Origin of the sequence: Moraxella ovis (genome assembly GCF_900453105.1) — a bacterium.
Lineage (GTDB): Bacteria > Pseudomonadota > Gammaproteobacteria > Pseudomonadales > Moraxellaceae > Moraxella > Moraxella ovis.
The window spans coordinates 479095-500530 of sequence record NZ_UGPW01000001.1; the positions used below are offsets into that span (position 1 = coordinate 479095).

Sequence of the window (21436 nt, forward strand, 5' to 3'; positions counted from 1 at the left end):
TTGATGGCGACAGGCGACAATCTTTTAGATTTGTCGCCTTTTTGATGGGACTGGCGATACGCAATTAAGCGTTGGAGTTTATGGAGTGGAATTATGTATAACAATCCATTTTCGTGCATGGCGCAGCCAACCTTTGTGGATGGGCTGCATTGTGCGGTAAATGTGTTTAGCGCGCCTTTGTGGGATGTGCTTTTGTGGATGCTCATTGCGGTGGGTTTGTTCTTTACTGTGGTGTCGGGATTTGCGCAGTTTAGATTGTTCGGTAAGAGCGTCAAGACGATGCTGTCGAGCCGTGAAGGTCATGATGAAGGGCAGGGCATCTCGCCATTTCAGGCGTTTGCGACCGGTCTTGCCAGTCGTGTCGGCGTGGGTAACATCGCTGGGGTAGCGATTGCCATCAGCATTGGCGGTGCAGGTGCGGTATTTTGGATGTGGCTGATCGCCTTGATCGGTATGTGCTCGGCATTGGCAGAGTCCAGCTTGGCTCAGTTATTCAAAATTAAAGACGAGACAACAGGGCGTTTCCGTGGCGGTCCTGCTTATTACATCGAGCAGGGGCTTGGTCAAAAATGGCTGGGTTTGGTGTTCGCGTTGGCACTCATCGTATGCTTTGGTCTTGTGTATCAAGCGATTCAATCGAACACCATCACGCTGTCGATTCAGTCAGCAATGGGCTGTGTGGGCGAGACGGATGCTTGCCAATCTGACTGGCTGATTTATAAGCACATCATTGGTGCAGGATTGGTAATTTTGGCAGCCCCCATCATCTTTGGTGGCATTGCCCGTGTCTCCAAGATTGCCGAGGTCATCGTGCCTGCCATGGCGTTCATTTACCTGCTGGTGTCTTTATTCATCATCATCACCAATCTTGGCGAGATTCCTAGCGTGATTGGGCTGATTTTTAATGAGGCTTTCAGCTTTGAGGCGGCTGGCGGTGGTTTTTTTGGCTCGATGGTGTCGGTGGCGATGATGCAAGGCATCAAGCGTGGTCTGTACTCCAATGAGGCAGGTCAAGGTTCAGCACCCAATGCAGCAGCGGCAGCAAGTGTGAAGCACCCAGTAGAGCAAGGGATGATTCAGATGCTTGGGGTGTTTGTGGACACATTGATTGTCTGTTCTTGCACCGCTTTTGTGATTTTGCTGGCTGCCACCCCAGAAAACGCCGCCGACTTGTCTGGTGTACAGCTGACACAGGCGGCACTTGAAGGTCATGTGGGTGCTTGGGGTCAGTATTTCTTGGCATTCATCTTATTCATGTTTGCATTTTCAACCATCATTGGCAACTATGCTTATGCAGAATCGAACATGCAGTTTTTGAAAAACAACCCAATGGTGCTGACGATTTTCCGTATTTTGGTGCTGGGCTTTGTGTATTTTGGAGCGGTAACCAAAGTAGCGGTCGTATGGGACATGGGTGATTTGACGATGGGCATCATGACTTTCATTAACTTAATTGCCATCGTTCTGCTGTCAAAATATGTCTTTATCCTGGTCAAAGATTACACCAAACAAGTTAAGGCGGGTGTCGCTGAGCCTGAGTTTAAGCTTGATGATTATCCAGAATTGAAGGCGAAAATTAAGTCTGATATCTGGTAATGATTAAGAATGATAAGGACTGATTGATAAAACACCCCAAGAGCATTTGGCTTTTGGGGTGTTTTGTTTGGTGTGGTGACGGCTTAGCTTAGCATGACTTCTAAGCGACTAAAACCTGACGCAGGGTAGATGGCATGGTCAAAGTAGTCATCAGACGCAGGGCGAATCTTACTTACCTGCTCTGCCAAGCATTCTACCAACAGTCCCAGTTCAAGCTGTGTCAATGGCTTACCAGGGCAGACATGAATGCCATGTCCATAGACCAGATTGTTAGCCTGGCTTCGGTGTAGCTCAAAACTGTCCGCTTGATGAAAGGCTTCGGGGTCACGGTTGGCAGACTGCCAGTTAATCGTGATTTTGGCATCTTTGGGAATGTCTATGCCATGTAGAGTGACAGGGCAGGTGGTGCGTCGTCTGTTGGTGATGAGCGGGTCGTGTAAACGCAGTATTTCTAGGACGGCATTATCAATGTCTTGGGGGTTGGCTTTTAGATGAGTTAAGACATCAGGATGATGAATGAAAAACTCAAAAATAATCCCGACCGCTGACGACATGGTGGACAGCTCGCCCACTGTCCAGTTACGAATGAGTGAGACAAGCTCTTCATCGCTCATCACTCGCTTGCCTTGTGGTAGCATGACCACGTCGTTCATCAGTTCAAAGGTCACATCATCAGGGCGTTTTGTTCGTTTGTCATCCAAAATCGCCTTGATATGACTGTCAAATTCTAAGGCGACACTGGTAATCTCATCCCGATTTTGGCTCAGTGTGGCTTTGCGGTTTTTCTCAATCCATGCGTTTAATCGTGCTTCGGTCTCATCGCCCCAGCCCATAAAGGCATTTTGTAGTTTGACGGCATAAGTTTTGGCAAACTCTGCCATGATATCAACGGGCTGACCCTTGGGCAGTTGGCTTACTAAGCTGTCAATCAGTTCTTTGGCGATGGGGCGAAATCTCGCCATGCGGTCAGCGGCTGCTGCAACCTATCAGTGTGCGCCCTTCTCTCGTTCCTGGGGAGTATTTCATTGTCGCAGGCGAGCGTCGCTACAGAGCCTTTCAAAGCCTTGGTGAGCAGTTTACTGACTGCATCATCAAAGTGAATGATGCTGAAAACGCAACTCTTGCGCTTACAGAAAATCTAAGTCGTGAAGATTTGATAGATTATGAGGTTGCAAAGGCGATTTTGGTCGTTGAAAGTAAATGGGATAACAAAACCATGCTGGCTGAATATCTTGGTATTTCAAGATCTATCTTATACCGCTACCTTTCATACAGAAAACTACCAAACTCTGTTTTGGAAATGCTTGATGAAGACCCAACCCTGCTTTCAGCTAAAACATCTGAAGAAGTTATTAAGGTGGCTAAAGACCACGGTCTTCAGGATGATGAATTTGCGACATCTTAATACCTTTGCTTCAAAAGGCGCAAGGAGAGCAAATTAAACAATCAGCAATTGCTGATTTATTCAAGGAAAAATTAATTGACCCAAAAAACAACAAAAAAGACCCTTCTAGCAAACCAGAAGTGCTAAAATCTTTAAAGATTGGCAATAAAATTATTGGATCTATCAAGCGCAAAGGTGATAAGGTTGTTGTAGATATACCTCACCGTCTTTGGGTAGATAATTTTGAAAAGTTTCTACTTGAGCGTTTTGATGTACTACAAGAAGAAAACTTAGAGCCCTTAGGGTCTGATAAATAGGGTTAGCCAAAATAGTACTAAAAGCCAATTACCCTATTGCCCATTAGAAATTTTGTGTTAAAATAAAGCAACAAAATAGAAATATTTTGTTGCTTTATTTTTGATCAATATGAGTAATATTATGAATAAAATTTTTATGACGAAGCGTGGTGCGAATGGCAAAACCGTTGTATGCTCTGAAAAAACCCGCTCAAGAGGTAAAATGAAAACTCTTGTACTTTCTGTTTCAGCAGCATTACCCATGATGGCTGTTACCGCAGAAGCGAACACCGTTATTAATGATAAGAACATTTCTATCGTTGGTATTGCAACTGGCGACAAGGCGATTTCTGTTGGCCATGATAGCTGGGCGACTGCAGAAGGTGGTACAGCAAGTGGCCACGGCTCCATCGTAACAGGCGTGGATATTAGCCGTGAAGATTTTGCTGCACTCGCAGACAAATACAAAGAAGCCACTTCTAAATACAATGAGGCGCAAGCAGCAGTTAACAATGCAAACAACGCCATTACCGCCAACGATAAAGCCATTAAAGATTTGAAAGCTCAAATAGCTGATCTAACCAGACGACAAAGAGACGTTGCTGACAAAATTGCTCGAAAAGATCGACTTGTGGCGCAAAAAATTCCTTTGGAAGGTAGATTGAATGCAGCAAACGACAGGCTGGTAACTGCGACTAAAGCTCGCAATGGGATTATTGATGATCAAGGTAGAAACTTATTCCTAAACTTTACTGATATACTAAACTCACTTGATTGGAAACCATTAGCCGACAAAGATTCGACCCCCGAAGCAGCAAGAGACAAAGTAGCTCGGCAACTTCAAGCTAAAGTTGAGGCACATTACGCTGATTTTGCTGACAAATATAGTGCGAAGGACTATCGAAATATTGTAGATGGCTACTTGAACAGACAGGCAAGTTACCAAGGCAGTGCGGAAGGCATTACTGGCAAATACAAAGACTTTAAATACAAAGGCGGTAGAGGACTGACAGAAAACATGTTTTCAGATGTAAGTATATTAAAAGCAACGTATGATGAAACAAACAAAGATCATGAGGGTTATATTATTGAAGAAAGACTAAAAGCATCACCCCCCCCGGAGATCGACTGCTTTTTCTAATTATGTATTTATATCCAGAAGGGGGGTATCAGCTAGTATAAGGTATATAACGCCCGACTACAGAAGGCAACCAGATCTTTCTGTCGCCAAAAGAGCTACTAGGGCATATGGTCAAGCTTTTCTTAATAGAGAAATTCTAAGAAACGAGATAAGACTTGGCAAAAACCCTTATCTATTAGACCAGAGCATGCTTATTGGTTTTGAGGCTAATGATTCAAACATAGATGGACTAACCGAAGTATCTAAAATCTCTCAAATACGGAGTGAAGTGCTATTACGAGACAGTTTTTTTGCTGTAAAAACAAAAAAACAAACGTATGAAGACCCACTTGCGCTAGCGCCATCCATAGGTAGACACTTACATTTCTCACAGATCTCGATATTATCCAAACTGCAAGATTACACTGTTGAATCTCGAAATCTAATCAGCTCTACTGAAATACAAGAATTCAGGAAATTTAAGTCCGCTGTTGATAATAAATACAACAATATAGACTGGGAGGATGCATCCGCTGCCATAGATATGGCTAAATACAAAGATAGCTTTGATAAAGTTATTTCATATTTGGACGAAGTTGATGAAGTTGTAAATACTTACTCTGAAATTATAAAGGAGGCTGCAAAACCTAACGCTGACAGATCTAGGATAAATATATTAACAGAGCATTTAATGGCGTCGAAAAAGCAGGTGTTAGCGAAAGCAGCAGACCCTACCAATTATATTTTCGGTATGACCGTTCAAGACTCTGACAAAGGCGCTGAGTATATTGCTGCTGTTAAGTCAAGCTACGATCATGCTATCGGTCGTATTAACTCTGAACTCAAGCTATATAACGACAAAGACGAACTTATCGTTGAAGCCACCCAGAAAGCTAAAAAAACTCAAGCCGAATACGATGCTGCTCAAAGAGCTGTTGACAATCTGAAAAAGCAAATTGGTGCTATTGATGACAAAATCAAAGACATCAATCTAACTGCTGAAGATGAAGGCATTAACGACACCAAGAATGATAAGCAAAAAGAGCTTGAAGATGCGGAAGCTAAAAAAGCAGAGCTTGAAGATGAATTAGCTACCAAAGAAAAAGAAGCTCAAGATGCAAAAGCTGCGCTTGACAATGCTGATTTAACAGACAAAGGTCAAAGAGGCATTGCGCATGGTCACAACGCATTTGCTTCAGGTGTTGACGCTATTGCGATTGGTACAAACTCAACTGCCACCAGAACCAATGCTATCGCTATCGGTGCTGATGCAAAAGCTTCGGGTGTTGATGCTATCGCTATTGGTGCAGGAACCACTGTGACTGGTCAAGAATCGATCGCCATCGGCAAAGGTCATACTGTGACTGGTAACAACTCAACAGTTATCGGTGATCCTAACACTGTTTCTGGAAACAATGTGTTTGTTGGCGGTAATAACAATACTGTGGAATCTGACAATGTTATGGTTATTGGTAATAACGTAAATGTTGCTGATGGTCTTGATAATGCAGTTGTTCTTGGTAACAACAGCGCGCCTGCTGTTGCCAGCCCAACCGCAAGTATCGAAATTCGTGGAACAACACACAATTTCGCGGGAACCAACCCTACATCAACTGTTTCTGTTGGTTCTGTAGGTAATGAACGCCAAATCACCAATGTTGCAGCAGGTCGTGTAACAGACAGCTCTACTGACGCAATTAATGGTTCACAATTGTATGCTGTAACCGATGCATTAAATAATCTAACAATAAAGACTGGTGATATGAGCTGGATTGTATCAGCTGACGGCAATAGCTACACCAAGACTGTTAAAAATGCAGAAGAGGTTAAGTTTATTGGTCAAAACGGAATCCTAATCACTGGTGGAAACAACGGAATTACCAGAGAAATCACTGTCAAAGGCACTCTATTCGAAACCAAGACCAATAAAGATGGCTCATACACCATTACTATTACCCAACCAAATGGCGACAAAGAAGATCTTATTATCAAAAATGGTGAGCCGGGCCTACAAGGTCTAACTGGTCCACAAGGTCCACAGGGTCTTAAAGGTGATACTGGTCCAAAAGGCAAAGACGGTCGTGACGCTGCCGCAGAGGTCCTTGCGGGCGAAAACACTGTTGTTGAGAAAGTTGTCACAACTCTTGACAATGGAGATATCAATACCACTTATACTATGCATGCCGACAAAACTACAGTAACTCAAGGTGATGGTATTACCATTACCCATACTGCTACCAAGAACGATGCAGGTGTAACAGTAAATGACTATAAGGTGGAGATTGATCAGCCTACCAAGGACAAGATCCAAAAAGGCATTGATGATGCTGAAACCGCTGATGCCAAAGCGGTAAGAGCACAGCAAACTGCTGATGCGAATACTGTGACTATCAACAAAGGTTTTGATGTTAAAACTCAAGATGGTACAAGCACCAATTACCAACTGGGCGACACTGTGACCATTACTGGCGGAAGCAATACTTTAACCAAAACCGACGGTGGTAACGTTGTTGTACACCTAAACGACGATATTGGTGTAAACTCTGTTAAAGCCAACCAAGTAACTGTTGGTCCTGTCAATATCACTAATGAAGGTATAAACGCTGGCAACACTACTATTGCCAATGTTGCACCAGGTAGAATCGCTGCAGACAGCACTGATGCTGTTAACGGTAGCCAATTGTTGGGTGTTTACAACCATGTAGACAGCAGTATCAACAACATGAAGACTTACATCAATAATGTTGAAGATCAGCTTGAAGCAGGTATTGCGGGCAATAACGCAGCTGCATCACTTCCACAGGTAATGATGCCAGGCAAATCAATGGTTGCTGTCGCACTAGGTGGTTATCGTGATAAAAACGCTGTTGCTGTAGGTTACTCACGCCTAAGTGACAACGGTCGCTATACCTTAAAGTCACACCTAAACGCTGATACTGAGAAAAACCTCGGTTATGGCATCGGTATGGGCTTCACCTGGTAATACAAGCACCCAAAAAGAACTGTCGCCACGGCGACAGTTCTTTAAAACAAATACTTAAATAGGAAAAACCATGAAATCATTAAATAAAATCGCACTTGCAGTTGGTTCTTTTGCCCTGCTTACATTAACTGGTTGTGCAACTATCGGCAATCAGTCGCCTGCAACAGAAAAAGAAGTAACATTCCCAGCTATCGAAAAAGCAGTATTCTCGAGCAACAACTACAAAGGCTCATGGCCTAATTGGAGTAACGTGGCTCAAGTAGAACATGGCATGACAAAAGATCAGCTGTACGCACTACTATCATACCCTCATTACCGTGAAGGTCTTTACGGTGCGCGTGAATGGAATTATATTTTCAACTACCGTACCGCGGAAAATGAACACCGTCAATGTCAATATCAAATCCATTTTGATAAAAACATGACAACCCAAGCTATGTACTGGTCTTCGCCAGAATGCGAAAAGCAAGTAAAAAATATTACCAAGCCTACTCAACAAGTCATTAACAACATTATACAGCAAATGCCTGAAGCAAAACCTGTTGAAACCCTTGCGCTATCAGCAGACGCATTGTTCGCTTTTGATAAGTTTAGTTTAAGTGATGTAAATCCGCAAGGTCGCCAAGAATTAGCAAATCTTGTTCAAAGATTGAAGCACTATGAGCAAACTGGTAAGATTTCTGTTTATATTGTTGGTCACACCGATAGATTTGGTGGTGAAGCGTATAACATGAACTTATCTAAAAAACGTGCTGACAGCATCGCTGCTTATCTACTATCTAGTGGCATTAAACCAGCAAACCTACACACTTTAGGTGCAGGTGAGCATATGCCAGTTAAAGAATGCTCAATCAGTGGTACAAAGCAACAGCAAATTGACTGCCTACAACCTAACCGTCGGGTAGAAGTTCAAATCTACGTTGCGCAGTAAGCTTGTCTTGACTAGCGCCATTTATTTCTGAAAAGAAACCCAAAAAAAGCACCCTTTTGAGGTGCTTTTTTGATTATTTTTGCCTAGCTAATTTCTAAGAAATTATTTCTTAGATTTTTTTGCAGATTTTGCAGGTTTGCTATTTACTGCATCTTTCAAGGCTTTACCCGCTTTGAAACTAGCAACTTTAGTAGCTGCAATTTCTATTGACTCACCCGTTTGTGGATTGCGGCCAAAGCGCACTGCACATTCTTTTACAACAAATGTACCAAAACCTACCAAAACCATACCTTCGCCTTTCTGAAGCGTCTCAGTGATGATTTCCATTACGCTATTAATTGCTTGGGTTGATTGAACTTTACTCAGGCCACTTTTATGACTGATCGCTTCATTGACTTCCTCCCCTCGCTAAACCGAGGGGATTCCTACTGCTAGACGGTCAAGCCGACCGCAAGAATGTTCTTACTAGCATTGATATCTCTATCATGCCATGTGCCACACTTCGCACAAGCCCATTCTCTTATTCGCAAACCTGCTCTACCTTTCGGACTGTTGCTGTCGATTTGACCGCAACACGAACAAGTTTGGGTAGTGTATTTTTCAGATACGGTTTCTAAGCGACAACCTGCATTCTTACATTTGTAGGTCAGTTGTCGTTTGAGTTCAAACCAGCTAGCATCGTAAACCGATTTGGCTAGTTTGCCTTTTTTGCTGTTAAATTGGGTGGTTTTAACGTCACCAACCACAATTAGGGCGTTGTCTTTGACTAATTGGGTAGTGAATTTATGAATTAGGTCTTGGCGTGTGTTTTTAATTTTGGCATGGATTGCCTTGACACGCTGTTTGTTTTTGGCACGTTGGGCTGTGGCTAACGCTTTGGCATATTTAAGAGTTTGCTTGATTTGTAGCTTGTCACCGTTTGAGGTAGTGGCACTGTCTTTTAAGCCTAAATCTATGCCAACGCTACCAGTTCCACAAGTGGTTTTAGGGTAATTTTTAACGGTGATACACGCATACCAACGACTGCGGCTGTCTTGCACAATCTCAAGAGTGTTAATTTGGTATAGCGACAGGTTGTAGCTGTCCCATAGGTCAATGATTAGCTTTTGCCCTTTAGCTAAACTAAGCTGTAAGGTTGATTTTAATCCTTTTTTGCCTGTTTGGTGGGTAGCGATGTGTTTAATGGCAGATTGTTTAAAGGGTAGCCAACCGAGCGATTTACGCTTTGATTTTGGATTGTTGGTTCGCCATGATAATTTAGCCTTTTTGAATTGTTTTCGGCTTTTGGCGTGGGTTTCATTAATCGCTTGAATAGTTTGACTATGCAAGCCTAACAGCTCACCGCTACCTTTGGTGTATTCGTTTAGGTCGTAAGCACTAAAGAATTTGCCAGTCTTTTGCAGATGCTTGTAACTCAAGTCATTGACGTAATTCCACACGAAATTAACCGAACCGCTTAGGTGGTTTAGTTGGTCTGTGTGTTTATCTCGTATGCGTAGCTTGAGTGTTTTCATAGGTTTAAGTATAATTGGATTTTTATATTTTACAGTTGGTCTAATTATATGTCAAATGATTTAAGACGTGGTAGGCATGTTGTTTACAATCTTCATGTGCATTTGGTCTTTGTGGCTAAATACCGCAGAAAGGTATTCACTAAAGAGATTTTAGACGATATGCAGGTTATCTTTGAGGAAGTTTGTTCAAAGTTTGAGGCACAATTAGTTGAGTTTGATGGTGAATGCGACCATGTGCATTTATTGGTGGTTTATCCGCCTAAAGTGGCTATTTCTAGTTTGGTAAATAGCTTGAAAGGCGTATCTAGTCGGTTATTGCGTAAAAAAGAATATCCGTCCATCAAAGGGCAGTTATGGGGTGGTGCGTTGTGGTCGCCTAGCTATTTTGCAGGTAGTTGTGGCGGTGCTCCAATTGAGATTATCCGCCAGTACATTGAACAGCAGAATACACCACACTAAACAACTTTCTGTGCGTAAGCATGATTGCGGAGTTGCCTTATATCCACCGCCTGAAGTCGGTGGTTTTACGGCAACGGAGGAAAAAAGACACAGCAAAGCCGTTTATAATGTACTAAGACCACTAGTTCAACAGGGCTTAGTCATCCAAACAAGAATAAGAAAAGGCGAAACACGCTATCAGTGGGCGACAAATACCTTAGAAAGCAGCTAAATCCATTAGACAGACAATAAAATCAAAGAAAAAAGCAGCCAAAGAGCTGCTTTTATTGTGGTTGGTTTTGTGCAGGTGCTACATAATGGCGGAAATAATGACGGTTCAAGTTTGTATTTTTTCTGACTATGACCACGATAAAAAACCGTTTGACCACTTTCATTCTTTTGAAGTTTACTTATCAAGTCTTGAACATTGTCAATATAAGTTTCTTGTTTATCAACAGTTAAAGAACTAACAACAGACGTGTCAAATCCAATAGGTTTTACTTCTATGATATTTTTACTATTACTAGAATTATCATTGTCATTTAAAATAGTGGATAAATTTCCTTTTTTAATTGCCCAATGCTGTCTATATAATTCCCATTCCTGTATAATTTTTCTATTATTATCAAATAAATCATAAGAATTTATATCTTGCTCTTGCATATCCTTAAAAGATAATATTACGTTTCTAGCTTTTACATTAAATTTGTCAATTTTAGCAAGATATACTTTTGAGTCATTGCCTTCATAGGTATATATGCAAGGCGATTTATAATTTCTTTATAGTTGCCATTAAATAACTCTTTGATTTCATCGATAGTATGTTCCAAGAATCTTGATATCCATAATGATATTTCATTATTTTCAATCACAAAATTCTCATCAGAACCTATAACAATAAAATTGAAATACTCATTTTCTTCATTATTCATAAACTTATGTATCTCCGTAAAATCAATACTGGATTATATCATATATTCGTATTTAATAAGATAAAAATCAACGCTCATTCGGCTTTAAAAAATAAAGCGCCACCACCGCAAGAAAAATAAACCCACTTGCCCCCAGATACAAATCATCTTTGCCAATGCCCATATCCAAGAGCTTGCCTGCCAAAATGGGCGAGACGATAGAACCAATCCGTCCCACGCCGATTGCCGTGCCGACCCCTGTACTTCTAAATTCAGGGGCGTACAGCGTGGGGTTAATGGTGTATAGCCCCGTGATACAGCCATTGACAAGGCTACCGACCAAAATGGCAAAAACAAGGGCGAGCGTCAAGGTGAGACTAAACACAAAGCCGATAATGACAAGGGACGACAGCACGAAAAATGCCATGAGTGTGGATTTTGGGGCAAATTTACTCACCAAAAAGCCAAAGATGGGCGAGCCTATCGTACCGCCAATGCTGATTGCCATACCGACCTTTTGGCTTTGTTCTTTGGCAAGCCCTGATGATTCTAGCAGGGCAGGCGTCCACGAGCTGATAAAATAAAAAGACGACATCACGGCAATGAACGCTGCCCAAATGAGTAGAGTGGTCTTTAATTGACCTTTGGCAAAGAGCTGGCTAATAGGGGCTTTGGGTTTGGTAGATTGGGTTTGGGCGGGCAGTTGCCAGTTGCCTTGTTTGCCGATTTTGTGGGCGATGTTGGTGAGTTTGGTAAGGGCGTTGGCAGGTTGTTTTTGGTTTAAGAAATCTACCGATTCGGGCAATAGGGCGATGAGTGCCACGAGTGCCAGCCCCGTCAACACCGCCCCTGTCAAAATACCGAGCGAAAGCCAAACTCATCCTGGAGCATGACCGCCGACAATCCGCCAAGCATTGCACCCACCCCAAAACCACACGCATAAATAGCAATGGCAAGCCCACGCCATTTTTGGCTGGCGTATTCGCTCACGATGACGTTGGTGCATGGCAAAATACCGCCCTGTTATCACACGCCAAAAGCCAATAGTCTCCACACTGTGCGAAAAATACGTCATCAGCACACCCACCGCCGATAGGGCGGTTGCGATGATAAGTAGTGGACATCTGTCAAATTTATCTGCCAAAGGGGCAAGTCCCATAGAGCCAATCGCCATGCCGATAAAGCCGGCACTCATGAGCGTGCCGATTTCCGCACCCGTTAGCCCAAGCTCGGTCTGAATGTTTTTGGCGGTAAAGGCAATCGCCAGCACGTCAAAGCCGTCTAGCATATTTAAGATAACGGCTAAGGCAACGATGAGCCACTGGTAGGCACTCATGGGCGTGTGGTTAATGGCGTGGGCTAGGTTTGAGGTATGCTGAGTGTGCGTCATGATATCTAATAAATCTAACAAGATGGCATATTATGCTCAAAAGTCTTGATGAATAAATATCAATATTCTCATCTTAAGATGATTTATATTCATTATGATGACCCATAAATGCCAACAAAAAAGCCCGCGGAAGCGAGCTTGATTGTGAATACGATCAGAATTAGCGTTCTAGGTATTGAATCTTACCTGGCACACCGTCCCATTTTTCGTGTTCTGGCAATGGGTCTTTTTTCTCGGTAATGTTCGCCCATACTTGAGACAACTCTTCGTTAATGGCGAGGTACTCTTCTTGACCAGCGGGAATCTCATCTTCGGAGAAAATAGCGTTGGCAGGGCATTCTGGCTCACAAAGCGCGCAGTCGATGCACTCATCAGGATTGATGACTAGAAAATTTGGACCTTCGTAGAAGCAGTCAACAGGGCAGACTTCCACGCAGTCTGTGTATTTGCATAGGACGCAGTTATCGGTTACAACAAAAGTCATGGGATTACCTTGGCTAAAAATGGCTGGTAGGTGGGCAAGAATCATGCACTTGCAAATTAGTGGCATATATTTTAGCCTGTTTGGCTGATTTTCTCAAATAAAACATCATATTTTATTATGCCAAAATCGAAAAACTACCATTAAAATCCGCAAAAGACACTTTCGGATGATAAGGGTTATTATTCATTACAATATAACCAAAAATCATTCTAAAAATTATAAGATTTCATGTTGATTTTGGCTTAAAGGAGTTGCACCATGCGCAAAAAGACCGTGCAGATGACGGTCTTTTTTCAGTGTGTTAATTAGACTTGATGACCTTTTAATTGAGCTTCTTTGGCCACTTGGTAGCATTGCTCGATATGATCGAAGGCGATTTTTTTGAAAATCATGTAGCCGATGCTGGCTGCCACCATCTGTCCGCCCAAAGGCACATATTTGGCAACTTGTTTGCCGATGAGGCGACCACCAAAGCCTTGAATTGTTTTGTTGACCACGCCACGAGTCGCCACCAGTCCGCCGATGGCTAGGATGCGATCTTGGATAGTCTGTCTGCGCGCTGCCTCACTGGCGGTACTGTGCGGGTCGGTTGGCTCTTCTAGGCCGAATTTTTTGGTAATCTCTGGTAGTAGCTTTGATAGCATACCCACATCAATCGCCACATCTAAAAACGGCACAGGAATGATGGCCACGCCGGCTGAGATTTTGGCGCGAGATTTGGCAAGTTCTTGGCATTCAGCGCGAACCTTTTCCAGGTTGATTGTTGGGTCGAAGTCTTTGGCGGTAGGCTGACTGATAGGTTTGGCTAGGCTCATAATAGTATCCTTGTTGTTAGGTTTTGCTAGATTTAAAAATGCCTTTTAAATCTAGTATGACTTTAATTATAACAAGTTATCTGCCAAAGTATGTAACGAAGTTGTAAACAATTTAGACATTTTGTACAAAAATCAATCAGTATCTAGCCGTGTTTTAGCTGTCTTGGGCGAAAGCCTGTACCGAGCAGTACCGCGCCATAGGCTGCCGCGCCAAGTGCGCAGATGCCAAGTAATACCAGCACACGTAGCCACTGCGCACCGTCGGCTGGATAGTAGGGCAGGATGAGATATAGAGCGATCGCCATGGCAAGGCTCGATATGCCAAACTGTGCACCCATCTTGCGCCAATGACTGCCAAAGCGCCAGACGCCGTGCTTATGCAAAAAGTAATACAAAAGTCCAGCGTTAACGAAGCTCGCTGCTGTTGTGGCAAGTGCAAGACCGCCATGTAAGGGCAATTTGAACAGATAAAACAGCCCGATGAATATCACGCTAAAGATCATGTTGGCAAAGACAGCTACGATACCGATCTTGACCGGAGTTTTGGTATCTTGACCAGCAAAGAAAGCAGGCGCGAAGATCTTGATTAGCATGAATCCTAAGATACCCCCTGCCATGCTTTTTAGGGCGATGCCGCTCATCAAGGCGTCGTGCTGGCTAAATTCACCGCGTACGAACAGCGCATTCATCAGTACATCAGACAACATGAACATCGCTACGGATGCGGGCAGTCCGACCAGGATGATAAGACGCGCCGCCCAGTCGAGGGTTTTTTTGAAGGTGGCATCATCCGCCTTGGCACGGCTTGATGAGAGACTTGGCAGAATCACGGTTCCAATCGCCACACCGATTAGTCCAAGCGGCAGCTCGCTCAATCGCTCAGCGGCATACAGCCAAGAGACTGAACCGCCAATCATCAGCGAGGCGAACACGGTGTTTAGCAGTAGGTTAATCTGAGTGACGGACACACCAAAGATGGCAGGTAGCATGAGTTTTAAGATGCGTTTTACGCCTTCGTGCTTAAAATCAACTTTGGGCGCAGGCAGTAGTTTTTGGCGATAAAGCTCGGGCAGTTGAATGACAAGCTGCAAGATGCCACTGATGGCAACCGCATAGCCTAATGCCATGATGGGCTTATCGAACATCGGTGCGAATAATAAAGCCCCTATAATCATGCTTACATTCAACAGCACAGGCGCAAAAGCAGGTGCGGCGAATCGTCCGTAGCTTTGTAAGATGCTACCAAAAAACGCCGTCATTGAGATGAACAGCAGATAAGGAAAGGTTAAGCGCAGTAAGTCAGTCGCTGCATCAAACTTGGTGGGATTATTCATAAAACCAGGGGCGAAAATCTGCACCACAAAAGGCGCAAGCGCAATCACCGCTACCGTCAGCACCAATAAGATTAAGCTTAATACGCCAGAGACTCTGCTGATGAGAATCTGTACTTCATTTAGAGTGCGTTTTTCTTTATATTCAGATAAGACGGGAACAAAGGCCTGAGAGAATGCACCTTCGGCGAACAGACGACGTAAGAAATTAGGAATCTTGAACGCCACCAAGAACGCATCCATCAATCCGCCTGCGCCAAACACCCCCATCAATACCATGTCGCGCACCAATCCTAAGATGCGCGACAGCATTGTCATGGAGCTGACGATAAAAGTAGAGCGGAACAGACGAGATTTTGCCATGATGATTCACAGAATAAAAAATGCGTATTATAAAGAATTTGAGTGTGCTTAGTGTGGAAAATTTATGAAGATATTGGCTGTTCATCAATCATCTGTCTAAGCCGTGACCATTCAAAAAAATTACCTGGGTCGGTCTTACGAACGGGTGCAATATCACTGTGTCCCATGATGTGTCTGCAAGTAGCAGGGTAAGCTACATGAATCGCTGCGATGATCTTGGCAAGCACTTCGTATTGAATATCGGTAAAAGGTGAGAAATCATCGCCTTCTAATTCGATGCCGATGGTAAAGTCATTACAGTTGGCTCGTCCAAGGTAGCTTGATTGCCCTGCATGCCATGCCCGATCATTGAAATTCACGAATTGCGTCACCGCACCATCGCGCTCGATGAACAGATGTGCTGAGACTTGTAGAGTGTGAATACTCTTAAAATAGTCGTGATCATCGGGGTTTAGCTGATTTTGAAAAAAAGCTTTGACAAAATGCATGCCATTCTTGTCAGTTTTGCCAAATTCACTGGGTGGTAGGCTGATGTTATGAATGACGATGCCGCTAACTTCGGGCTGGTCGTTCTTAATGGGGCGTGCGTTAAAATTGGGCGAGCTGATAAATTCTGCACCGCTTAATATGCCGTTTTTTATGGTGAAATTATTCATGATGATGATATACTAAAACAAATTGGTTTATTCTAACAAAATTATCATGAATGCAAAACGATTTACTCATCATTTATTAACTATCGCTGTGGCAACGCTTGGCGCGACCGCCGTGCATGCCAAAGCTGATCCTATCGCTGAGACGGTGGAAGTCAATAAACACGCCTTGCCTTATGGATTGAGTGACGAGCAAGTAGTACAGTTGTCAGAGCATGTGCTGTGGCGCAGACTGCTCATGTTCTCCGATGCACCAAAAAACCCAAAAAAAGACAGCAGTCTCATCACGGACGATGAGTTTTTCTTATCCAAGTCAGGCAGATCAAGCCCAAAAGATGAACTTGTCGCGATGCTGTCTGCCATGGCACGCGGTGATGATGAGGCGATGTGCCGCTTCCCTGCACGCACGCGCTGGCTGGGCGATGAGCTTGATGCGCTTGGTGTTAATGTGTCGGTGTCAGATGTTAAATGTGCTGATTTTCACGCGTGGGTGAATGACATTAATGCGATGGCGTTATCGTTAGTGTTCTCCGAAGAGCATGGCAATAACATCGGTTCGGCATTTGCTCATGCTTTCATGCGCATCGATGGTCGCGCTGATGATGAGGCGGGCGTGCACGCCACAGCAATGAACTACACGGTGGCAAGTGACAGTTCAGATGGTGCATTAGCAGCAGCGATCAAGCCAATCATCGGTAAATATCAAGGCGTGATGGAGATCCTTCCGTATCAAGTCAAAGCCCATGATTATCTGGTTAAAGACGAACGCGACCTGTGGGAATACCGCCTGAATCTAAGCGATCTTGAAGTTGATCAAATCATGCGCCACATCTGGGAGGTGAGAGATTTAAAGCGTCCGTATTATCTGACGCATGATAACTGTGCTACCGAGATCGCGCGCCTTGTTGATGTGGTACGCGCTGATGAGACGCTGTTTGGTAAGCTTGGCATGGTGACGACGCCTGCTAAGGTGGCGCAGCTACTCAGCGAGGAGGGTTTGGTTGAGCGTGTGCGTTACCAAGCATCAAATTCCACCAAGCGACAAGCCATCATCAATAATGGCGATGATTTTGATCTGGGCAATATACAGACTAATAACAACAATCCCACCAAGGCAAGCCCAAGTCATCGCATTGGTGCAGCAGTCTCTTATGATGAGTTTCGAGATGATGAAATGGCTTATCACATTAGTTTGCGCACCGCCTACCAAGATGCGCTGGACAATCCGGCTGGCGTGCGTAAATTCCATCAGCTGACATTACCGTCTATCGATGTGAGTTATCAAGACGATAAAATCAAACTGCATGAGCTTACCATCTTTGAGATGACAAGTCTTAATCCTGCCAATACCGCTAAAGCTTATCCCGATGGTAACACCGACAAGAAAGCCCTGGCAAGTCAAATATATCTAGGACTGCGCCGTACGACAGATGCTTCTAGTGCGAATAGCAGCACTCATCTGGTGCTAGATGCGCACACCCAAAAAGGCAAGGCATGGACGATCGGTCACGGGGCAGTTGGCACGGGCGACATGGCGGATACGGTGTGCTATCTTCTGGGCGGTGGTGGCGCGCAGCTTGGTCACATCAATCAAGGCTATCGCGTTGGCGTACGTGCAACAGCAGGTTGTATCCATCACGCGGCGGATAATCTTAGGGTGATGGGCGAGCTGAGTGTGCCATATTGGTATCATAAAGACAGCGCAGCAAGATCGGGATATGTGCAGCCCGAGATTAGCTTAGGCGCGCAATATGACTTTGATCGTCATCATGCATTAAGACTAAAAGCAGCCGCCCAAAAAAATCACAGCCAAACCGATCATTCGGCTCGCCTTGAGTTTTTCCGCTATTTTTAGGATGAAGGCATGGCGAATCAATTCCTAATCATCGGTCAGGGCGCCATTGGGTATGCGCTAGCGAACCAGCTTGCCAGACAGGGTGAGTCAGTCGTCACCATGTCGCGTACTGCCAAGTCTTATCCGTGTGATAGTGTCAGGCATCTACAGATGGATGCGCGTAGGATTGATCGGGTGATTGATGACCTTAATCAGGTGACGCACATTGCCATTATCATCGCACCTGATCGAGAGATATCCGACAGGCTAAAGGCGTATCGTGAGAGTTATCTTCAGATTTGTCAGGCGCTTGCTAATATCGCCGATAGACTGCACAGCATTCAACAGGTGCTATTCGTGTCATCCACGTCTGTCTATGGCGAGAACGCAGGAGAGTGGGTCGATGAGTACTCACCAGCCAAGCCGGCTTCGTCCACCGCGCAGGTGTTATATGATGCTGAGCGAGTAATAAAGAACGCCTATGTTGATAAATCAGTCATCGTACGCCCCAGTGGCATCTATGGCAAATCAAGGCGGCGCATGATTGAGCTTGCCAAAAAGGCTCACGTTAATGGTGCGCCAAGCGAGCATTACACAAATCGAATCATGGATATCGATCTGATGGCGATACTGGCGCGCATCATGACATGTGACGCACCGAAGAGCATGTATCTTGTGACAGACCTTTTGCCTGTGAGTAGCTTGTATGTGATGGTGTTTATTTGCCAAGCGCTTGATATTGCTCCGCCAGCCGTCATCGACGCTCCAACAACGGGCAAACGCATCTTATCCAATGTGCCTAGAGATTGGCTGACGTTTCCTGATTATAAAGCAGGCTATGCGTGGATACTAGAAGATTAATATGTTAAAAACAAAAAGAGATGAAGTGATTCATCTCTTTTTTATTGGGTTAATTCGCGGCAGGTTTTTGGGTTTGGTTGTCATCGGTGATGCTGATGACTTACTGCTCTGATTTGACAACTTTGGAGCGGTCTTCAGCAGATACCCATCTCACAGGTGTGCCACGCAGCTGATGACGGCTAAAATTCACCCAAATCGGCAACGCAGCCACGCCACCGTATTCTTTGGCGCCCAGCGGTGCAGGGTTATCAAAGCCCACCCAAACAATGGTCGCGCTGGTAGGATGCACGCCTGCGAACCAAGCATCTTTGGCTTGGTTGGTCGTACCTGTCTTACCGCCTACATCCGAACGACCAAGTGCCAATGCCTTACGCGCTGTACCGCTTGTGATGACTTCACGTAGCATGCCTGCCATCGCATGAGAGGTCTTTTGGCTGATGACACGCGGTGCCTGTGCGGCGCTGACATAGCTGGCAGGCGCGGCAGGTTTTAGGCGGTCATGCTCTGCGGTCGCATTTAGAGTGCTGTCAGCTGGAGTGTCTTGCTTAGCGTTTGATTTTGATTCATCAGTTTTGGTGTCTGTTTGTTCAGCGTATGATTTGGCAAGATTTTCGTTTAATTTACTCAGATCTTCATTAAAGCAAAGCGCGCACGCCTGTACAGGATTGGCTTGGAAAATCGCCTGATTATTAAAGTCATAAATACGTTCAATAAAATAAGGTTGAACGCGGTAGCCGCCGTTAATCAAGGCAGCAAAGCCTATCGCCATCTGTAGTGGTGTGGCATCAGCAGCGCCCAGAGCGAGTGCAAGTGTTGCAGGTAGGCGTTCTTTCTCTAGTCCAAACATATCTAGAGTTTGGCGCGCATTGTCAATGCCTGTTGAGCGTAGTAGGCGAATTGAAGGTGTGTTACGCGACAGCGCCAGAGCACGGCGGACAGTCATGTCGCCTGTGTATCTGCCGTCAGCGTTCTTCGGCTGCCATCCTCCCACACGAATCGCGGCATCAGAGACGAGACTGTCCGGGGTGTATTTACCCGACTCCAGTGCGGCCGCATAGATGAGTGGCTTGATGATGGAGCCTGGCTGACGATAGCCTTGAGTGGCGCGGTTGAATTTACTGTGGTTAAAGTTAAAACCACCCACAAGCGCGCGAATCGCGCCATTGTCAGGATGAACCGACACCAACGCACCTTGAACAGAGGGTACTTGCACCATGCGCCAAGCGGTTTTTTGTTCGTTGAGTGGTGAGACGCGAACGATGTTGCCAACTTTTACTATCTGATGAGCGTTACTAAACCCGCCACCCACGCGGTTTTCGCTGTAATAGCGACGCGCCCAGCTCATGCCCGACCAAGGAATGGTGATGGTGTCGCCTGATTGTAATTTTGCTTCAAAGCTACTGGTATTAACCTTGGTAACTTCGGCAGGATACATGTTATCGTAGTTCTTGAGCTTGCTTAGGTCGCCAGATTCGGCTTCCACGCCGCGCCAGCCGTGGCGCGCAGTATAGCTTTTTAGGCCTGATATTAGGGCATTCTCAGCAGCGATCTGCTCTCTACTATGGACGGTTAATTGTACGCGCCAACCGCTGTCAATGACTTGCTCGCCGTATTTGTCAACCAAGGTGCTTCGTGCCATCTCTGCCAGATATGGCATGTTCATGTCGAGCTTTTCTTGGTAGATATTAAGCCCGATCGGTGCATTGATCGCTTCGTCATGCTCAGCTTGACTGATGTGACCTTCTTTTAGCAGGCGACCGATGATCCAGTTACGTCGGGTTAGGGCACGCTCAGGATTTACGACAGGGTTGTAGGCAGAAGGGGCTTTTGGTAGACCTGCAATCATCGCCATCTCAGCCACGGTAAGCTTATCTAGCGTCTTACTAAAATAACGACGCGCCGCCGCCGCGATACCATAAGCACCTTCGCCCAGATAAATCTTGTTCACGTATAGTGTTAAGATTTCATCCTTGGTCATTTCTTTTTCGATTTTGCGGGCGATGAACATCTCGGTAAGCTTACGATCAAGTGTGCGCTCAGAGCTCAAAAAGTAGTTCTTGGCAACCTGCATGGTAATGGTTGAGCCACCAGTTTGGATGTCGTCATTGGTTACGATCTCGGTCATGGCGCGACCGATGCCTTTAACGCTGATGCCACTATGCTCAAAAAAACTAGAATCTTCTGCTGATAAGAATGCGCCGATCATTTTTTTGGGAATCTGATCATAAGTTACGGGAATGGCAAAGCGGTTGCCGTACTGACCGATGAGCTGATTGTCTGCGGTATAAATCTGCAGCGGCATCTCAAATTTGTTATTATCGATGTTCTTGACGTCAGGTAGGGTCGGCTCAAGATACATCGCCATACCATAAAATCCAATCGGAAAGGCGAGCACCAAAATCAATAATAAGGCAATAATGGCAACCAAACAGCGCAGGATCACAGATAGTATCGAGGCGCTTACGGTCTTGTTTTGGGTGGTTTCGGTCATAGCATTCTTTATATGGTTTGGGTGCGATAGCTTGTCCTACG

The 21436-nt window shown here is 44.8% G+C and carries 18 protein-coding genes and 3 pseudogenes; 9 read left to right on the forward strand and 12 right to left on the reverse strand.

Annotated features, from left to right (window positions below; translation table 11 throughout):
* Positions 1-117: 117 nt before the first annotated feature.
* The gene (locus tag DYD54_RS02450; RefSeq protein ID WP_228703608.1) at positions 118-1596 is read left to right on the forward strand and encodes an alanine/glycine:cation symporter family protein; all 1479 of its coding nucleotides are present in this window, start codon (positions 118-120) and stop codon (positions 1594-1596) included.
* 83 nt (positions 1597-1679) lie between these two features.
* On the opposite strand, the gene DYD54_RS02455 is transcribed toward DYD54_RS02450, so the two are convergent.
* Entirely contained in the window at positions 1680-2558 is an 879-nt protein-coding gene (locus DYD54_RS02455; protein ID WP_063513605.1) for a cytochrome P450, read from the reverse strand.
* Between the two features lie 14 nt (positions 2559-2572).
* Between DYD54_RS02455 and DYD54_RS02460 the strand changes: the two genes are divergently transcribed.
* The 5 genes and pseudogenes from DYD54_RS02460 (at position 2573) to DYD54_RS02480 (ending at position 8310) form a co-directional block, all read left to right on the forward strand.
* The gene (locus DYD54_RS02460; protein ID WP_228703609.1) at positions 2573-3001 is read left to right on the forward strand and encodes a ParB/RepB/Spo0J family partition protein; all 429 of its coding nucleotides are present in this window, start codon (positions 2573-2575) and stop codon (positions 2999-3001) included.
* Positions 3002-3006: 5 nt separating this feature from the next.
* Positions 3007-3297 (forward strand): hypothetical protein, encoded by a 291-nt coding sequence (locus DYD54_RS02465; RefSeq protein WP_063513607.1) that lies wholly within the window; start codon positions 3007-3009, stop codon positions 3295-3297.
* 121 nt (positions 3298-3418) lie between these two features.
* Positions 3419-4417, forward strand: coding sequence for a hypothetical protein (locus DYD54_RS02470; protein WP_063513608.1), 999 nt, complete (start codon positions 3419-3421; stop codon positions 4415-4417).
* A gap of 187 nt (positions 4418-4604) precedes the next feature.
* Positions 4605-7364: pseudogene (locus DYD54_RS02475) on the forward strand (YadA-like family protein); the annotation flags it as partial.
* Positions 7365-7449: 85 nt separating this feature from the next.
* Complete coding sequence (locus DYD54_RS02480) at positions 7450-8310, forward strand: OmpA family protein (protein WP_063513610.1); 861 nt, start codon at positions 7450-7452, stop codon at positions 8308-8310.
* A 102-nt stretch (positions 8311-8412) separates the two neighbouring features.
* Here the strand turns inward: DYD54_RS02480 and DYD54_RS02485 are convergent, their stop codons facing one another.
* Positions 8413-8694 (reverse strand): HU family DNA-binding protein, encoded by a 282-nt coding sequence (locus DYD54_RS02485; protein WP_063513611.1) that lies wholly within the window; start codon positions 8692-8694, stop codon positions 8413-8415.
* A 24-nt stretch (positions 8695-8718) separates the two neighbouring features.
* Positions 8719-9824 (reverse strand): annotated as a pseudogene (locus DYD54_RS02490) (RNA-guided endonuclease InsQ/TnpB family protein).
* Positions 9825-9872: 48 nt separating this feature from the next.
* On the opposite strand from DYD54_RS02490, the gene tnpA reads away from it, so the two are divergent.
* Positions 9873-10283 carry an IS200/IS605 family transposase gene (gene tnpA / locus DYD54_RS02495; protein WP_046701032.1) on the forward strand — a complete coding sequence of 137 codons (411 nt, stop codon included), beginning with the start codon at positions 9873-9875 and terminating at the stop codon, positions 10281-10283.
* Positions 10284-10499: 216 nt separating this feature from the next.
* On the opposite strand, the gene DYD54_RS02500 is transcribed toward tnpA, so the two are convergent.
* The 8 genes and pseudogenes from DYD54_RS02500 to ampD form a co-directional block, all read right to left on the reverse strand.
* A complete protein-coding gene (locus DYD54_RS02500; protein WP_063513612.1) occupies positions 10500-10925 on the reverse strand; it encodes a hypothetical protein in 426 nt (141 codons plus the stop codon).
* Positions 10926-10957: 32 nt separating this feature from the next.
* Entirely contained in the window at positions 10958-11194 is a 237-nt protein-coding gene (locus DYD54_RS02505) for a hypothetical protein (RefSeq protein WP_063513613.1), read from the reverse strand.
* Between the two features lie 67 nt (positions 11195-11261).
* A complete protein-coding gene (locus DYD54_RS11540; protein WP_218563634.1) occupies positions 11262-12014 on the reverse strand; it encodes an MFS transporter in 753 nt (250 codons plus the stop codon).
* An 11-nt stretch (positions 12015-12025) separates the two neighbouring features.
* Positions 12026-12563 (reverse strand): annotated as a pseudogene (locus DYD54_RS11545) (MFS transporter).
* Between the two features lie 160 nt (positions 12564-12723).
* A complete protein-coding gene (gene fdxA / locus DYD54_RS02515; RefSeq protein ID WP_046697428.1) occupies positions 12724-13047 on the reverse strand; it encodes a ferredoxin FdxA in 324 nt (107 codons plus the stop codon).
* Positions 13048-13352: 305 nt separating this feature from the next.
* Positions 13353-13862, reverse strand: a complete 510-nt coding sequence (locus tag DYD54_RS02520; RefSeq protein WP_063513614.1) for a hypothetical protein — start codon at positions 13860-13862, stop codon at positions 13353-13355.
* A gap of 143 nt (positions 13863-14005) precedes the next feature.
* Complete coding sequence (murJ, locus tag DYD54_RS02525; RefSeq protein ID WP_063513615.1) at positions 14006-15556, reverse strand: murein biosynthesis integral membrane protein MurJ; 1551 nt, start codon at positions 15554-15556, stop codon at positions 14006-14008.
* 62 nt (positions 15557-15618) lie between these two features.
* Positions 15619-16215: a 1,6-anhydro-N-acetylmuramyl-L-alanine amidase AmpD gene (gene ampD / locus DYD54_RS02530; RefSeq protein ID WP_063513616.1), complete on the reverse strand. Its 597-nt coding sequence runs from the start codon at positions 16213-16215 to the stop codon at positions 15619-15621.
* A 43-nt stretch (positions 16216-16258) separates the two neighbouring features.
* Here ampD and DYD54_RS02535 point away from each other — a divergent pair, with 43 nt between their 5' ends.
* Together DYD54_RS02535 and DYD54_RS02540 are read left to right on the forward strand one after the other, a co-directional pair.
* Positions 16259-18064, forward strand: a complete 1806-nt coding sequence (locus DYD54_RS02535; RefSeq protein ID WP_063513617.1) for an Lnb N-terminal periplasmic domain-containing protein — start codon at positions 16259-16261, stop codon at positions 18062-18064.
* A gap of 9 nt (positions 18065-18073) precedes the next feature.
* Positions 18074-18904 (forward strand): NAD-dependent epimerase/dehydratase family protein, encoded by an 831-nt coding sequence (locus tag DYD54_RS02540; RefSeq protein ID WP_063513618.1) that lies wholly within the window; start codon positions 18074-18076, stop codon positions 18902-18904.
* Between the two features lie 100 nt (positions 18905-19004).
* Here DYD54_RS02540 and DYD54_RS02545 read toward each other — a convergent pair whose 3' ends face one another.
* Positions 19005-21395, reverse strand: a complete 2391-nt coding sequence (locus DYD54_RS02545; RefSeq protein WP_063513619.1) for a penicillin-binding protein 1A — start codon at positions 21393-21395, stop codon at positions 19005-19007.
* Positions 21396-21436: the final 41 nt, after the last annotated feature.

Coding starts and splice junctions, on each gene's coding strand:
- DYD54_RS02450 (WP_228703608.1), top strand. CDS start 118: ATGGCGCAGCCAACCTTTGTGGATGGGCTGCATTGTGCGGTAAATGTG.
- DYD54_RS02455 (WP_063513605.1), bottom strand. CDS start 2,558: ATGGCGAGATTTCGCCCCATCGCCAAAGAACTGATTGACAGCTTAGTA.
- DYD54_RS02470 (WP_063513608.1), top strand. CDS start 3,419: ATGAATAAAATTTTTATGACGAAGCGTGGTGCGAATGGCAAAACCGTT.
- DYD54_RS02480 (WP_063513610.1), top strand. CDS start 7,450: ATGAAATCATTAAATAAAATCGCACTTGCAGTTGGTTCTTTTGCCCTG.
- tnpA (WP_046701032.1), top strand. CDS start 9,873: ATGTCAAATGATTTAAGACGTGGTAGGCATGTTGTTTACAATCTTCAT.
- DYD54_RS02500 (WP_063513612.1), bottom strand. CDS start 10,925: ATGCAAGAGCAAGATATAAATTCTTATGATTTATTTGATAATAATAGA.
- DYD54_RS02505 (WP_063513613.1), bottom strand. CDS start 11,194: ATGAATAATGAAGAAAATGAGTATTTCAATTTTATTGTTATAGGTTCT.
- fdxA (WP_046697428.1), bottom strand. CDS start 13,047: ATGACTTTTGTTGTAACCGATAACTGCGTCCTATGCAAATACACAGAC.
- DYD54_RS02520 (WP_063513614.1), bottom strand. CDS start 13,862: ATGAGCCTAGCCAAACCTATCAGTCAGCCTACCGCCAAAGACTTCGAC.
- murJ (WP_063513615.1), bottom strand. CDS start 15,556: ATGGCAAAATCTCGTCTGTTCCGCTCTACTTTTATCGTCAGCTCCATG.
- DYD54_RS02535 (WP_063513617.1), top strand. CDS start 16,259: ATGAATGCAAAACGATTTACTCATCATTTATTAACTATCGCTGTGGCA.
- DYD54_RS02540 (WP_063513618.1), top strand. CDS start 18,074: ATGGCGAATCAATTCCTAATCATCGGTCAGGGCGCCATTGGGTATGCG.
- DYD54_RS02545 (WP_063513619.1), bottom strand. CDS start 21,395: ATGACCGAAACCACCCAAAACAAGACCGTAAGCGCCTCGATACTATCT.